This window comes from Pseudomonas sp. GD03842 (genome assembly GCF_029841165.1).
Lineage (GTDB): Bacteria > Pseudomonadota > Gammaproteobacteria > Pseudomonadales > Pseudomonadaceae > Aquipseudomonas.
Genome location: NZ_JAOCEA010000004.1, coordinates 221,840 through 235,586 on the forward strand (window position 1 = coordinate 221,840; position 13,747 = coordinate 235,586).

Annotated in this window: 14 protein-coding genes; 13 read left to right on the plus strand and 1 reads right to left on the minus strand. The window is 59.9% G+C overall.

Annotated features, from left to right (window positions below):
• Positions 1-214 precede the first annotated feature (214 nt).
• The 10 genes from N5D61_RS08120 (at position 215) to hisC (ending at position 8,228) form a co-directional block, all read left to right on the plus strand.
• Positions 215-1,024: an ATP-binding cassette domain-containing protein gene (locus tag N5D61_RS08120; protein WP_108236877.1), complete on the plus strand. Its 810-nt coding sequence runs from the start codon at positions 215-217 to the stop codon at positions 1,022-1,024.
• On the plus strand, positions 1,024-1,821 hold the full coding sequence (mlaE, locus tag N5D61_RS08125) for a lipid asymmetry maintenance ABC transporter permease subunit MlaE (protein ID WP_108236878.1): 798 nt from the start codon (positions 1,024-1,026) through the stop codon (positions 1,819-1,821). The genes N5D61_RS08120 and mlaE overlap by 1 nt, the downstream gene beginning before the upstream one ends.
• Entirely contained in the window at positions 1,821-2,288 is a 468-nt protein-coding gene (mlaD, locus tag N5D61_RS08130) for an outer membrane lipid asymmetry maintenance protein MlaD (protein ID WP_108236879.1), read from the plus strand. The genes mlaE and mlaD overlap by 1 nt, the downstream gene beginning before the upstream one ends.
• A gap of 11 nt (positions 2,289-2,299) precedes the next feature.
• On the plus strand, positions 2,300-2,956 hold the full coding sequence (locus N5D61_RS08135) for an ABC transporter substrate-binding protein (protein WP_279891914.1): 657 nt from the start codon (positions 2,300-2,302) through the stop codon (positions 2,954-2,956).
• Positions 2,953-3,258: an STAS domain-containing protein gene (locus N5D61_RS08140; protein ID WP_279891916.1), complete on the plus strand. Its 306-nt coding sequence runs from the start codon at positions 2,953-2,955 to the stop codon at positions 3,256-3,258. Before N5D61_RS08135 ends, N5D61_RS08140 begins: the two co-directional genes overlap by 4 nt.
• A 114-nt stretch (positions 3,259-3,372) precedes the next feature.
• Positions 3,373-3,612: a BolA family protein gene (locus N5D61_RS08145; RefSeq protein ID WP_081565357.1), complete on the plus strand. Its 240-nt coding sequence runs from the start codon at positions 3,373-3,375 to the stop codon at positions 3,610-3,612.
• 23 nt (positions 3,613-3,635) lie between these two features.
• Entirely contained in the window at positions 3,636-4,901 is a 1,266-nt protein-coding gene (gene murA, locus N5D61_RS08150; protein ID WP_279891921.1) for a UDP-N-acetylglucosamine 1-carboxyvinyltransferase, read from the plus strand.
• A gap of 160 nt (positions 4,902-5,061) precedes the next feature.
• Positions 5,062-5,697: an ATP phosphoribosyltransferase gene (gene hisG, locus N5D61_RS08155; protein WP_279891923.1), complete on the plus strand. Its 636-nt coding sequence runs from the start codon at positions 5,062-5,064 to the stop codon at positions 5,695-5,697.
• Positions 5,698-5,844: 147 nt separating this feature from the next.
• Positions 5,845-7,173 carry a histidinol dehydrogenase gene (gene hisD, locus N5D61_RS08160; RefSeq protein ID WP_279891925.1) on the plus strand — a complete coding sequence of 443 codons (1,329 nt, stop codon included), beginning with the start codon at positions 5,845-5,847 and terminating at the stop codon, positions 7,171-7,173.
• A gap of 2 nt (positions 7,174-7,175) precedes the next feature.
• Positions 7,176-8,228 (plus strand): histidinol-phosphate transaminase, encoded by a 1,053-nt coding sequence (hisC, locus tag N5D61_RS08165; RefSeq protein ID WP_279891927.1) that lies wholly within the window; start codon positions 7,176-7,178, stop codon positions 8,226-8,228.
• 87 nt (positions 8,229-8,315) lie between these two features.
• Here the strand turns inward: hisC and algW are convergent, their stop codons facing one another.
• The gene (gene algW, locus N5D61_RS08170; protein WP_279891929.1) at positions 8,316-9,476 is read right to left on the minus strand and encodes a Do family serine endopeptidase AlgW; all 1,161 of its coding nucleotides are present in this window, start codon (positions 9,474-9,476) and stop codon (positions 8,316-8,318) included.
• 102 nt (positions 9,477-9,578) lie between these two features.
• Here algW and N5D61_RS08175 point away from each other — a divergent pair, with 102 nt between their 5' ends.
• From N5D61_RS08175 to cysN, 3 genes are all read left to right on the plus strand, one after another.
• On the plus strand, positions 9,579-10,337 hold the full coding sequence (locus N5D61_RS08175; protein ID WP_108236887.1) for a Nif3-like dinuclear metal center hexameric protein: 759 nt from the start codon (positions 9,579-9,581) through the stop codon (positions 10,335-10,337).
• A 250-nt stretch (positions 10,338-10,587) separates the two neighbouring features.
• Positions 10,588-11,505 carry a sulfate adenylyltransferase subunit CysD gene (cysD, locus tag N5D61_RS08180; RefSeq protein WP_279891930.1) on the plus strand — a complete coding sequence of 306 codons (918 nt, stop codon included), beginning with the start codon at positions 10,588-10,590 and terminating at the stop codon, positions 11,503-11,505.
• A 188-nt stretch (positions 11,506-11,693) separates the two neighbouring features.
• The gene (gene cysN, locus N5D61_RS08185) at positions 11,694-13,592 is read left to right on the plus strand and encodes a sulfate adenylyltransferase subunit CysN (protein WP_108236889.1); all 1,899 of its coding nucleotides are present in this window, start codon (positions 11,694-11,696) and stop codon (positions 13,590-13,592) included.
• Positions 13,593-13,747: the final 155 nt, after the last annotated feature.

Genomic DNA, 13,747 nt, shown 5'->3' on the forward strand with positions numbered 1-13,747 from the left:
TTCCTTCAGCGCTTGTCACCCAATTGCGCTGACGTTGGAAGGAAATTTCCACGGGCCATGAAATATTTCGCTGAAATTACAACTGACCAAGTTGGCGCTTGGGCGGCGTACGACAGCGGTGTTATAGTCCGCGGCTTGTTCGGCCCCTCCAGGCGGAGTGTCGATCGAATACGACGCGATCTCTGAGAGGCAGGCTGCATCGCAAGGAGTTTAGATGAGCGCCGATAACGCCTACGCGGTCGAGCTGAAGGGAGTGTCCTTCAAGCGCGGCACGCGCAGCATCTTCAATAATGTGGATATCCGCATCCCCCGGGGCAAGGTCACCGGCATCATGGGGCCGTCGGGCAGTGGTAAGACCACCCTGCTGCGATTGATGGGCGCACAGCTGCGTCCCAGTGCCGGCGAGGTCTGGGTCAATGGCCAGAACCTGCCGAAGTTGTCGCGCAGCGATCTGTTCGATGCGCGCAAACAGATGGGCGTCCTCTTTCAGAGCGGTGCACTGTTCACCGATCTCGATGTTTTTGAAAACGTCGCGTTTCCCCTGCGCGTGCACACCCAGCTTCCGGAAGACATGATTCGCGACATCGTGCTGCTGAAATTGCAGGCGGTGGGGCTGCGCGGTGCCGTCGAGTTGATGCCCGACGAACTGTCGGGCGGCATGAAGCGCCGGGTCGCGCTGGCGCGCGCCATCGCTCTCGATCCGCAGATTCTCATGTATGACGAACCCTTCGTGGGCCAGGACCCGATCGCCATGGGGGTGCTGGTTCGGTTGATTCGCCTGCTCAACGATGCGCTCGGCATCACCAGTGTCGTCGTCTCTCACGATCTGGCCGAAACCGCGAGCATTGCAGACTATCTCTATGTGGTCGGCGACGGTCAGGTTCTGGGGCAGGGAACGCCGCAGGAATTGATGCAGTCGGATAACCCGCGCATTCGCCAGTTCATGACAGGGGATCCAGACGGCCCTGTACCTTTTCACTATCCGGCGCCGGATTTTCGCGAAGATCTTTTGGGGAAGCGCTGATGCGCAGAAAGTCGTTGATGGATCGCGTTCGCCTGATGGGGCGATCCGCGATCGATATTGTTGCAGTACTGGGGCGTTCGGGCCTGTTTCTGGCTCACGCCTTGCTGGGGCGGGGCGGTATCGGCGGTGGCTTCCAGTTGCTGGTTCGCCAGCTTTACTCGGTGGGGGTGATGTCCCTGGCGATCATCGTCGTCTCCGGCATTTTCATCGGCATGGTGCTGGCGTTGCAGGGCTTCAGTATTCTGGCCAAATACGGCTCGGAGCAAGCGGTCGGGCAAATGGTCGCGCTGACTCTTTTGCGTGAGCTGGGGCCCGTGGTCACTGCCTTGCTGTTCGCAGGTCGCGCCGGGTCGGCGCTGACGGCGGAAATCGGCAACATGAAATCCACTGAGCAGTTGTCCAGCCTTGAGATGATCGGTGTCGATCCGCTGAAATACATCGTGGCGCCTCGGCTATGGGCAGGCTTCATCTCCTTGCCGGTGCTCGCGCTGATTTTCAGCGTCGTCGGCATCTGGGGCGGTTCGTGGGTCGCCGTCGATTGGCTGGGCGTCTACGAAGGTTCGTTCTGGGCCAACATGCAGAACAGCGTTTCCTTTCCCAACGACGTCATCAACGGTGTCATTAAAAGCGTTGTCTTCGCTTTCGTGGTCACCTGGATTGCCGTTTTCCAAGGCTATGACTGCGAGCCCACCTCCGAGGGGATCAGTCGCGCCACGACCAAGACCGTGGTTTATGCCTCTTTGGCCGTACTGGGCCTGGACTTTATTCTGACCGCCTTGATGTTTGGAGACTTCTGATGCAAAACCGCGCCCTCGAAACCGGTGTCGGCCTGTTCCTGCTGGCCGGTATCCTGGCTCTGCTCTTGCTGGCCCTGCGCGTCAGCGGTCTGAGCGCCAGCACGACCACTGACAGCTATAAACTTTATGCAAATTTCGACAATATCGCCGGTTTGACTGTCAGAGCGAAGGTGACCATGGCCGGTGTGACCATCGGCAAGGTCACAGCGATCGATCTGGACCACGATACTTTTACGGGCCGTGTGACCATGGAAGTCGACAAGCGGGTCAACAACCTGCCGTCCGACTCCACCGCTTCGATCCTCACCGCAGGCCTGCTGGGCGAAAAGTACGTCGGCATCAGCGTAGGTGGGGACGACCAGTTGCTAAAGGATGGCGGTACGATTCATGACACCCAGTCGTCGTTGGTACTCGAGGACCTGATCGGCAAATTCCTGCTCAACTCTGTGGGTAAAGACGCCAAATGAGGAGTTTTTTCATGATCTCGATTCTGCGCCGTGGCCTTCTGGTGCTGCTGGCTGCTCTGCCTCTGTTTGCCAACGCGGCTGCCAGCCTGTCCTCCGCCCATGACCTGGTGGACAACACCACCAAGCAATTGCTGGCGGATCTGGCTGCCAACAAAGAAAGTTACAAGACCAACCCGCAGGCCTTTTATGACGCGCTCAATGGAATCGTCGGTCCGGTGATCGATGCCGACGGCATCTCCAAGAGCATCATGACCGTCAAGTACTCGCGTAACGCCACACCGGCACAGATGCAGCGCTTCCAGGAAAACTTCAAGCGCAGCCTGATCCAGTTCTATGGCAATGCGCTGCTGGAGTACAACAACCAGGGCATTACCGTTGGCTCGGCGCGTGACGACGGCTCTGATCGTGCTTCGGTCGACATGTCGGTCAAGGGCAACAACGGCGCGGTGTACCCCGTTTCTTACACCCTCGTGAAGATCAACGATAACTGGAAAGTGCGTAACGTGATCATCAACGGCATCAACATCGGCAAACTGTTCCGTGACCAGTTTGCCGATGCGATGCAGCGCAATGGCAACAACCTGGACAAGACCATCGATGGCTGGGCCGGTGAAGTCGCCAAGGCCAAGGATGCCACTGAAAACTCGCCTGAAAAGGTCGTCAAATGAGTGAGGCATGTGTCACCGCGGTCGGCGGCGGCGAATTGAAGTTGTTCGGCATCCTGGACTATCGCACCGCTCCCGCCTTGCGCAAGCAGGGCGCCGAACTGATCAAGGCCAGTGATTCGCCTTCCGTGGTGCTCGATTGCTCGGCAGTGGAGAAATCGAGCAGCGTAGGGCTGGCCTTGCTTCTGGCCTTCATGCGCGATGCTCAGGCAGCGGGCAAATCGGCCAGCGTTCGTGCACTGCCGGAAGACATGAGAGAAATCGCGCAGGTATCGGGTGTCACCGAGGTGTTCGAACAACATTGATCGCCGTCATCGCTCAAGCCCCTCGTCCGGCTCCTGCAAAGCAGGGTTCGCAACGAGAGGGCTTTTTTGTATGATGGCCGACCCGCGCGCGTAGGGCGCCGATTGAGGTTAAGCATGCAGGCCGTAGAAGTTAAGAGCTTCCTTGAAGGTAAGCTGCCAGAGGTCCAGGTCGAAGTTGAAGGCGAAGGCTGCAACTTCCAGCTGAACGTGATCAGCGATGAACTGGCTACACTGAGTCCAGTCAAGCGCCAGCAGCAGATCTACACGCATTTGAACCCTTGGATCGCCGATGGCAGCATCCATGCGGTCACCATGAAATTTTTCAGCCGCGCGGCTTGGGCCGAGCGCACCTGAGCCACGTTGGCGTCGAGATCCCAATGGACAAACTGATTATTACTGGCGGCATTCGCCTCGATGGCGAAATCCGCATTTCCGGGGCGAAGAACTCTGCCCTGCCGATTCTCGCAGCCACCTTGCTGGCTGATGGTCCCGTCACCGTCGCCAACCTGCCGCACCTGCACGACATCACGACCATGATCGAGCTGTTCGGTCGCATGGGCATCGAGCCCATCATCGATGAGAAGCTCAGCGTTGAAATCGACCCCCGCACCATCAAGACCTTGGTCGCACCGTACGAACTGGTGAAAACCATGCGTGCGTCCATTCTGGTCCTGGGGCCGATGGTTGCGCGCTTCGGTGAGGCCGAAGTCGCCTTGCCGGGTGGCTGTGCCATCGGTTCGCGTCCTGTCGACCTGCACATTCGCGGGCTTGAAGCCATGGGCGCGATCATTGAAGTCGAAGGCGGGTACATCAAGGCCAAGGCGCCGGAAGGCGGGCTGCGTGGCGCTCATTTCTTCTTCGATACCGTAAGCGTCACGGGCACTGAGAACATCATGATGGCCGCCGCGCTGGCAAAAGGGCGCAGCGTCCTGCAGAACGCCGCCCGCGAGCCGGAAGTCGTCGATCTGGCGAACTTCATCAACGCCATGGGCGGCAAGGTCTCCGGCGCCGGTACCGACACCATCACCATCGAAGGTGTCGAGCGCTTGGGTCGGGCGACGTATCGCGTCATGCCTGACCGGATCGAGACCGGCACCTATCTGGTCGCCGCTGCCGTGACCGGCGGTCGCGTCAAGGTCAAGGATACTGATCCGACTATTCTCGAAGCGGTGCTGGAAAAGCTGCGTGAAGCTGGAGCAGAAATCACCACCGGCGAAGACTGGATCGAGCTGAACATGCACGGCAAGCGTCCGAAGGCCGTAAACCTGCGAACCGCCCCGTACCCGGCGTTTCCGACAGACATGCAGGCGCAGTTCATCTCGCTGAACGCCATTGCCGAAGGCACCGGCGCGATCATCGAAACGATTTTCGAAAACCGTTTCATGCATGTCTACGAGATGCACCGTATGGGCGCGCAGATCCAGGTCGAAGGCAATACTGCGATCGTCACCGGTTGTGAGAAGCTCAAGGGCGCGCCGGTCATGGCCACCGACTTGCGTGCTTCGGCCAGCCTGGTGCTGTCGGCGCTGGTCGCCCAAGGCGATACGCTGATCGACCGCATCTACCACATCGACCGCGGCTACGAATGCATCGAAGAGAAGCTGCAGATGCTGGGTGCGAAGATCCGTCGCGTACCGGGCTAGCGGTGAGTGGTCCGTGGCGGTTCGCGCCGTGCGAACGGCCACGGGCTGATTGAAAGTTCGACCTTTTGAATCGTTTCGCTTCGGCCCTTCCCAGGTTCGAAGAGTGTCGGGCGCCACTTGCGACCCGACATGCGCATGCTGATAAGGACTGACGTTTTCCATGTTGACCATCGCACTGTCCAAGGGCCGGATCCTTGACGACACCTTGCCGCTTCTCGCTGCTGCGGGCATCGTGCCGACCGAGAACCCGGACAAGAGCCGCAAGTTGATTATCCCGACGACTCAGGATGACGTGCGTCTGCTGATTGTCCGGGCCACCGATGTGCCAACCTACGTCGAGCATGGTGCGGCGGATCTGGGCGTGGCAGGCAAGGATGTCCTCATGGAATATGGCGGTCAGGGTCTTTACGAGCCGCTGGACCTGCAAATTGCCAAGTGCAAGTTGATGACTGCCGGTGCGGTTGGCGCCGCGGAGCCGAAAGGCCGACTGCGTGTGGCCACCAAATTCGTCAATGTCGCCAAGCGTTATTATGCCGAGCAGGGGCGTCAGGTCGACATCATCAAGCTGTACGGTTCGATGGAATTGGCACCCCTGGTCGGGCTGGCCGACAAGATCATCGACGTCGTCGACACGGGCAACACCTTGCGTGCCAATGGCCTTGAGCCCCAGGATCTGATCGCGACCATCAGCTCGCGCCTGGTGGTGAACAAGGCCTCGATGAAAATGCAACACGCGCGTATCCAGTCGTTGATCGATACGCTTCGCACAGCCGTGGAGTCGCGACACCGCGGCTGACTGTCTGGCGCAACGGCTTCGAACGTTGCGCCCAGCTATCCGCGTCATAGCCAAATTTCTCAGGTGCCTGCGCGGATGGCTTGGTAGCTTAGGCTCCTGCCTTTGCTCAAGGCTCCTGAGAAAACGCCATTTATAGAGGCTCACGCTATGACCAGTCCCAATACCCTTCGCCGACTCGACGCTGCTGATCCGGATTTCGCTCGACATCTGGCTCATCTGCTGAGCTGGGAGAGTGTGTCCGACGACGCGGTCAACCAGCGTGTGCTGGATATCATCAAGAATGTCCGCGAGCGCGGCGACGCAGCCGTGGTGGAGTACACCCAGCGCTTCGACGGCCTGAACGCGCAGTCGATGGCCGACCTGATCCTGCCCCGCGAGCGTCTGGAACTGGCGCTGACCCGCATCACACCCGCCCAGCGTCAGGCGCTTGAAAAAGCAGCCGAGCGCGTACGCAGCTACCACGAGCGCCAAAAGCAGGATTCCTGGAGCTACACCGAGCCCGATGGGACCGTGTTGGGCCAGAAGGTCACGCCGTTGGACCGTGCAGGCCTCTACGTGCCAGGCGGCAAGGCCTCCTATCCGTCCTCTGTGCTCATGAACGCGATTCCGGCCAAGGTGGCTGGCGTCGGTGAGGTGGTGATGGTGGTGCCGACGCCCCGTGGCGAGGTCAACGAGTTGGTGCTGGCCGCGGCCTGCATCGCCGGTGTCGATCGCGTCTTCACGATTGGCGGTGCTCAGGCGGTTGCAGCGCTGGCGTACGGCACGGAAAGCGTCCCGCAGGTGGATAAAGTGGTCGGGCCGGGCAATATCTACGTCGCCACTGCCAAACGCCATGTCTTCGGGCAGGTCGGCATCGACATGATCGCCGGGCCTTCCGAAATTCTGGTGGTGTGCGACGGCCAGACCGATCCGGACTGGATCGCCATGGACTTGTTCTCTCAGGCAGAGCACGACGAGGACGCCCAGGCTATTCTGGTCAGCCCTGATGCCGATTTCCTCGACCGGGTGGCCGCCAGCATCAGCAAACTGATGCCGACCATGGAACGTGCCGACATCATCCAGACCTCCATCACCGGGCGCGGCGCGCTCATCAAGGTGGCCGACATGGCCCAGGCCATCGAAGTCGCCAATCGTATCGCACCCGAGCACCTGGAACTGTCAGTGGCGGACCCACAGGCCTGGCTGCCGCAGATTCGTCATGCCGGCGCGATTTTCATGGGGCGCCACACGTCCGAAGCGCTGGGCGACTACTGCGCTGGCCCGAACCACGTCTTGCCCACTTCCGGCACCGCGCGCTTCTCATCGCCGCTGGGCGTCTACGACTTCCAGAAGCGTTCCTCGATCATTTTCTGTTCGGAACAAGGCGCGTCGGAACTGGGCAAGACCGCCTCGGTGCTGGCACGTGGCGAGTCATTGACCGCCCACGCACGCAGCGCTGAATACCGAATCGTCGACACACCTCAGGAAGGCCGTTGATCATGAGCAAGTTCTGGAGTCCCTTCGTCCGTGATCTCGTGCCTTACGTGCCGGGTGAGCAACCGAAGTTGAGCAAGTTGGTGAAGCTGAACACTAACGAAAACCCCTATGGCCCTTCGCCCAAAGCCATCGAAGCGATGCGCGCCGAGGTCAACGACAACCTGCGTTTGTATCCGGACCCGAACAGCGACCTGCTGAAACAGGCCGTGGCCCGGTACTACGGCGTCGATGCCCGTCAGGTGTTTTTGGGCAACGGTTCGGATGAAGTCCTCGCCCACGCGTATCACGCGTTCTTCCTGCGGGATAAGCCGCTGCTCTTCCCGGACATCAGCTACAGCTTCTATCCGGTGTACTGCGGCCTCTATGGCGTCGAGTACGAAGCGGTGCCGCTGGACGACCAATTTCAGATTCGCGTCGAGGACTACAGCCGTCCAAATGGCGGCATCATCTTTCCGAACCCCAACGCACCGACGGGCTGCCTGCTTGCACTCGACGCCGTCGAACGCATCGTCGAAGCCAACCCGGACTCGGTGGTGATCGTCGATGAGGCTTACATTGACTTCGGCGGTCAGAGCGCAATTGCTCTTGTGGCTCGCTACCCGAACCTGTTGGTCACGCAGACGCTGTCCAAGTCCCGCTCGCTGGCAGGCCTGCGAGTGGGCCTGGCCGTCGGGCATCCGGACCTGATCGAGGCGCTGGAGCGGGTCAAAAACAGCTTCAATTCCTACCCGTTGGATCGCATGGCCATTGTCGGCGCCGCAGCCGCGTTCGATGATCGCGAGTATTTCGATAAAACCTGCGGGCTGGTCATCGCCAGCCGTGAGCAGTTGGTGGGGCAACTGCAAGCCAAGGGCTTCGAGGTGCTGCCGTCTGCGGCCAACTTCATCTTTGCTCGTCACCCGAACCACGATGCGGCGGGCCTGGCTGCTAAGGTCCGGGAGCAGGGCGTTATCGTGCGCCATTTCAAGCAGGCACGCATTGCCCAGTTCCTGCGTATCACGATCGGCACGCCAGAACAGAATCAGGCGCTGGTGGAGGCGCTGGGGGATCTTTGATCTGTTGTCTCGCCAATAAAAAACCGCCGTATTCGGCGGTTTTTTTATTTGGCGGGTTAACGATTTTCCGCTGAGTAGCCCAACGGCTCAGTCATCGGCAGCCGGTGGCGGCGTCTGCGGTGGGCGCAGGCCCACTTCAGCCGTCAGTTTCAATTCCTTGCCGTTGCGCATGACCTGAATTGCGATTCGCTCGGAAGGCTTGGTGCGGGCCACCTGGTTCATCGACTTGCGGCCGTCGCCCGCCGGCTCGCCATTGATGCTCAAAATCACGTCGCCCAATTGAAGGCCGGCCTTTTGCGCAGGCCCATCGCGGAAAATACCGGCAACGACGATGCCGGGGCGGTCCTTCAGGCCAAAGGACTCAGCCAGCTCCTGGGTCAAGGGTTGCACCTCGATGCCCAGCCAGCCACGAATCACTTGGCCGTGTTCGATGATGGACTTCATCACTTCCAGCGCCAGCTTGGTCGGGATCGCAAAACCGATGCCCTGAGAGCCGCCGGATTTGGAGAAAATCGCGGTATTGATCCCGGTGAGGTTGCCGTTGGCATCCACCAGCGCGCCGCCGGAGTTGCCTGGGTTGATGGCGGCATCGGTCTGGATGAAGTCTTCGTAGGTGTTCAGACCCAACTGGTTACGCCCCGTGGCACTGATGATCCCCATCGTCACCGTCTGGCCGACGCCGAACGGGTTGCCGATGGCCAGCGCGACATCACCGATGCGGATGTTGTCCGAGCTGCCCAGCGTAATGGAGGGCAGGTTTTTCAAGTCAATCTTCAAAACCGCCAGGTCGGTTTCCGGATCGCTGCCGATCACCCGTGCGATGGTTTCCCGGCCGTCTTTGAGCGCCACGACGATCTGATCGGCACCTGAGGTGACGTGGTTGTTGGTCAACAGGTAGCCCTCGGGGCTCATGATCACCGCCGAACCCAGGCTGGACTCCATGCGTCGCTGCTTGGGCAGGTTGTCACCGAAGAAGCGCCGGAACTGTGGGTCTTCGAACAGCGGATGATTCGGCTTGTTGTTGACCATCTTGGTTGTGTACAGGTTGGCCACCGCAGGGGCGGCGCTGCTCACGGCATCGGCGTACGACACCGGCCCCTGTTGAATGAAGGCGGTCTGCGGGGCTTGCTGCAGGTTGACGTCCTGGCTGGGCAGGCCGACCCACTGCGGATAACGCTGAATAATCAATAAAGCGATAAGCACACCAGCGAGCAATGGCCAGCCGAGAAAACGCAGCGCTTTGAGCATCGAACAAGGTCCTGAAAGGAAAAAACGCAGCGTACCTGCGCCATAATGGCGGGCATTATACGAGGACCGGCACGGTCTGAAATGCCTATTTAGGAGACTTTTATGGCTGTTTCTCTGAACACACTCGTTGAAGAAGCCGACCGCTATTTGGGCAGTGCACGGATTCAGGATTATTGCCCCAACGGTCTGCAGGTCGAAGGGCGGCCACATGTCACCCGGATCGTCTCCGGCGTCACGGCCAGCCAGGCATTGCTGGATGCCGCAGTCGATGCCGAGGCGGATGTCGTGCTCGTGCATCACGGGTATTTCTGGAAAGGAGAGGACGCCCGTATCACCGGGATGAAGCAACGTCGGCTGAAGACGCTCCTCAAGCACGATATCAGTCTGCTCGCCTATCATCTGCCCCTCGACCTGCACGCCGAAGTGGGTAACAACGTGCAACTGGCAAGACAGTTGGACATTACGGTGGAAGGGCCGCTCGACCCGGACAATCCACGCATCGTGGGGCTTGTCGGCTCACTCTCCGAACCCATGACGCCGCGGGATTTCGCCCACCGGGTGCAGAGCGCGCTGGGGCGTGAACCGTTGCTGATCGAGGGCAGCGAGATGATTCGCCGCGTGGGCTGGTGCACCGGGGGCGGGCAGGGTTACATCGATCAGGCCGTGCTGGCAGGCGTCGACCTGTATTTGAGCGGCGAGGCCTCGGAGCAAACGTTCCACAGCGCGCGGGAAAACGACATCAGCTTCATTGCCGCGGGTCATCACGCGACGGAGCGATACGGCGTTCAAGCGTTGGGGGATTACCTGGCGCGACGCTTTGCGCTGGAGCATTTGTTCATCGACTGCCCGAATCCCATCTGATGGGTCATGCCGAGTCGATTGCAGCGTGTCTGTAGAGAGTGAAGTCATCGTCTTTTGCGTCTCATCCGGCCGATTGTTGACCACGCGCAATCCAAGGCGGCGGCGTCAAGAACGGTCCAAATCCCGAGCTATATGGTTATACCGTTTCGATCTATAGAGGCCGCTGATTAGAATCAGCCCCCATGATAAAGTGCCTCGCTCGATAGAGCCCGCAGGCTCTCCATACAAGTACGTGATCCCGTGAGTAACCATGGTCGACAAACTGACGCATCTGAAACAGTTGGAGGCGGAAAGCATCCACATCATCCGTGAGGTCGCCGCCGAGTTCGATAACCCGGTGATGCTGTACTCGATCGGCAAGGACTCCGCCGTGATGCTGCACCTGGCACGCAAGGCGTTCTTTCCGGGCAAGCTGCCGTTCCCGGTGATGCACGTCGACACGCGTTGGAAATTCCAGGAGATGTACCGCTTCCGCGACAAGATGGTCGAGGAGATGGGGCTTGAGTTGATTACCCACATCAACCCGGAAGGGGTGGCCCAGGACATCAACCCGTTCACCCACGGCAGCTCCAAGCACACCGACATCATGAAAACCCAGGGCCTGAAGCAGGCGCTGGACAAACACGGCTTCGACGCTGCCTTTGGCGGTGCCCGCCGCGATGAAGAGAAGTCCCGCGCCAAGGAGCGGGTGTACTCGTTCCGCGACAGCAAGCATCGCTGGGACCCTAAAAACCAGCGCCCGGAGCTGTGGAACGTCTACAACGGCAACGTCAATAAGGGCGAGTCCATCCGGGTGTTCCCGCTTTCCAACTGGACCGAGCTGGACATCTGGCAGTACATCTACCTCGAAGGCATCCCGATCGTGCCGTTGTACTTCGCCGCCGAGCGCGAAGTGATCGAAAAGAACGGCACGCTGATCATGATCGACGACGAGCGCATCCTTGAGCACCTGACCGATGAAGAAAAGGCGCGCATCGTCAAGAAAAAGGTGCGTTTCCGTACGCTTGGTTGCTACCCGTTGACGGGCGCTGTCGAGTCGGAGGCCGAAACCCTGACAGACATCATCCAGGAAATGCTCCTGACGCGAACGTCCGAGCGCCAAGGCCGCGTGATCGACCACGATGGTGCGGGCTCGATGGAAGACAAGAAACGCCAGGGCTACTTCTAAGCTTCGAGTGGCAAGCGGCAAGCTGCAAGTCTGGGTGCATAGCTCCAAAGTCTTTGTGAGCAGCCACCGGTTCTTTGAACGAGTCTGCGGTTTGCCAAGATGCTCGTTGGGCTGATCAACAAAATTTCTAACTAGCTGTACGCCGACAAGCTTGCCGCTTGACGCTTACAGCTTGGAGCTTGAATGCTATGAGTCACCAATCTGATTTGATCAGCGAGGACATCCTCGCCTACCTGGCCCAGCACGAACGTAAAGAGATGCTGCGCTTTCTCACCTGCGGCAACGTCGACGACGGCAAGAGCACGTTGATCGGTCGCCTGCTGCATGATTCCAAGATGATCTACGAAGATCATCTGGAAGCCATTACCCGTGATTCCAAGAAGTCCGGTACCACGGGCGAAGACGTCGATCTCGCGCTTTTGGTGGACGGCCTGCAAGCCGAGCGCGAGCAGGGCATCACCATCGACGTGGCATACCGCTATTTCTCGACGGCCAAACGCAAATTCATCATTGCCGATACACCTGGCCACGAACAGTACACCCGCAATATGGCCACCGGTGCTTCCACCTGTGACCTGGCCATCATCCTGGTGGACGCCCGCTACGGCGTACAGACCCAGACCCGCCGTCACAGCTACATCGCGTCGCTGCTGGGCATCAAGCACATCGTGGTCGCCATCAACAAGATGGACCTCAACGGCTTCGACGAAACGGTGTTCGAGCAGATCAAGGCCGACTATCTCGCGTTCGCCGAGCGTATTTCCTTGAAACCGACCACCATGGAATTCGTTCCGATGTCGGCGCTCAAGGGCGATAACGTCGTGAACCGTAGCGAGCGCTCGCCGTGGTACACCGGCAAGTCGCTGATGGAAATCCTCGAAACCGTGGAGATTTCCAACGACCGCAACCTCGATGACCTGCGCTTCCCGGTGCAGTACGTCAACCGTCCCAACCTGAACTTCCGTGGCTTCGCCGGGACGCTGGCCAGCGGCATCGTGCGCAAGGGCGACGAAGTCGTGGTATTGCCCTCCGGTAAGGGCAGCCGGGTGAAATCCATCGTCACCTTCGAAGGTGAACTGGAGCACGCCGGCCCTGGCCAGGCTGTGACCCTGACCATGGAAGATGAGATCGACATCTCCCGCGGGGACCTGTTGGTCCATGCCGACAACGTTCCGCAAGTGGCCGATGCGTTCGATGCCATGCTGGTGTGGATGGCCGAAGAGCCGATGCTCCCGGGCAAGAAATACGATATCAAGCGCGCCACCTCCTATGTGCCGGGCTCGATCGCCAGCATCACCCACCGGGTCGATGTGAACACCCTGGAAGAGGGCCCCGCCAGCGCGCTGCAGTTGAACGAAATCGGTCGGGTGAAAGTCAGCCTTGACGCGCCAATCGCCTTGGACGGCTATGACACCAACCGCACCACGGGCGCATTCATTGTCATCGACCGTCTGACCAACGGCACCGTCGCTGCGGGCATGATCATCGCCAAGCCAGTTGCAGCCGGTCATGACACTCACCATGGCGCGCTGGCTCATGTCTCGGTCGAAGAGCGGGCCCAGCGTTTCGGTCAAAAACCTGCCACCGTGCTGTTCAGCGGCCTGTCTGGCGCGGGCAAGAGCACCCTGGCCTATGCCGTTGAGCGCAAGCTGTTCGACATGGGCCGCGCCGTGTTCGTCCTCGATGGGCAGAACCTGCGTCATGACCTGAACAAAGGGCTGCCGCAGGACCGGGCAGGACGTACCGAAAACTGGCGCCGTGCCGCACATGTGGCGCGCCAGTTCAACGAAGCGGGCCTGCTTACACTGGCTGCGTTCGTGGCTCCGGATGCCGCAGGCCGTTCGAATGCCAAAGCGCTGATCGGGGATGATCGTCTGATCACGGTCTACGTGCAGGCCTCGCCGCAAGCTTGTCGCGAGCGCGACCCGCAGGGCCTGTATGCTGCCGACAAGGACAACATCCCGGGTGAGTCCTTCCCGTATGACGTGCCGCTGGATGCCGACCTGGTGATCGACACGCAGTCGCTGAGTGTTGAAGAAGGCGCGAAACAGGTCATCGATCTGTTGCGTGCCCGCGGCGCGATCTAAGCGTTGTTCGTTGCACAAGAAACCCGCCAGCGATGGTGGGTTTTTTGTTGCTCCGCGATCGGCTTATGGCCGCAGGCCGTAGGAGCGTGCCTTGCCCGCGATCTGGCGCGCAGCGGCAGCAAAATCAGACAGCGCGTTGTTTCAGACTTACCGAG

What these genes read in the sequence shown, in the direction of transcription:
- N5D61_RS08120 (WP_108236877.1), top strand. Translation starts at nt 215, where the DNA reads ATGAGCGCCGATAACGCCTACGCGGTCGAGCTGAAGGGAGTGTCCTTC.
- mlaE (WP_108236878.1), top strand. Translation starts at nt 1,024, where the DNA reads ATGCGCAGAAAGTCGTTGATGGATCGCGTTCGCCTGATGGGGCGATCC.
- mlaD (WP_108236879.1), top strand. Translation starts at nt 1,821, where the DNA reads ATGCAAAACCGCGCCCTCGAAACCGGTGTCGGCCTGTTCCTGCTGGCC.
- N5D61_RS08135 (WP_279891914.1), top strand. Translation starts at nt 2,300, where the DNA reads ATGATCTCGATTCTGCGCCGTGGCCTTCTGGTGCTGCTGGCTGCTCTG.
- N5D61_RS08140 (WP_279891916.1), top strand. Translation starts at nt 2,953, where the DNA reads ATGAGTGAGGCATGTGTCACCGCGGTCGGCGGCGGCGAATTGAAGTTG.
- N5D61_RS08145 (WP_081565357.1), top strand. Translation starts at nt 3,373, where the DNA reads ATGCAGGCCGTAGAAGTTAAGAGCTTCCTTGAAGGTAAGCTGCCAGAG.
- murA (WP_279891921.1), top strand. Translation starts at nt 3,636, where the DNA reads ATGGACAAACTGATTATTACTGGCGGCATTCGCCTCGATGGCGAAATC.
- hisG (WP_279891923.1), top strand. Translation starts at nt 5,062, where the DNA reads ATGTTGACCATCGCACTGTCCAAGGGCCGGATCCTTGACGACACCTTG.
- hisD (WP_279891925.1), top strand. Translation starts at nt 5,845, where the DNA reads ATGACCAGTCCCAATACCCTTCGCCGACTCGACGCTGCTGATCCGGAT.
- hisC (WP_279891927.1), top strand. Translation starts at nt 7,176, where the DNA reads ATGAGCAAGTTCTGGAGTCCCTTCGTCCGTGATCTCGTGCCTTACGTG.
- algW (WP_279891929.1), bottom strand. Translation starts at nt 9,476, where the DNA reads ATGCTCAAAGCGCTGCGTTTTCTCGGCTGGCCATTGCTCGCTGGTGTG.
- N5D61_RS08175 (WP_108236887.1), top strand. Translation starts at nt 9,579, where the DNA reads ATGGCTGTTTCTCTGAACACACTCGTTGAAGAAGCCGACCGCTATTTG.
- cysD (WP_279891930.1), top strand. Translation starts at nt 10,588, where the DNA reads ATGGTCGACAAACTGACGCATCTGAAACAGTTGGAGGCGGAAAGCATC.
- cysN (WP_108236889.1), top strand. Translation starts at nt 11,694, where the DNA reads ATGAGTCACCAATCTGATTTGATCAGCGAGGACATCCTCGCCTACCTG.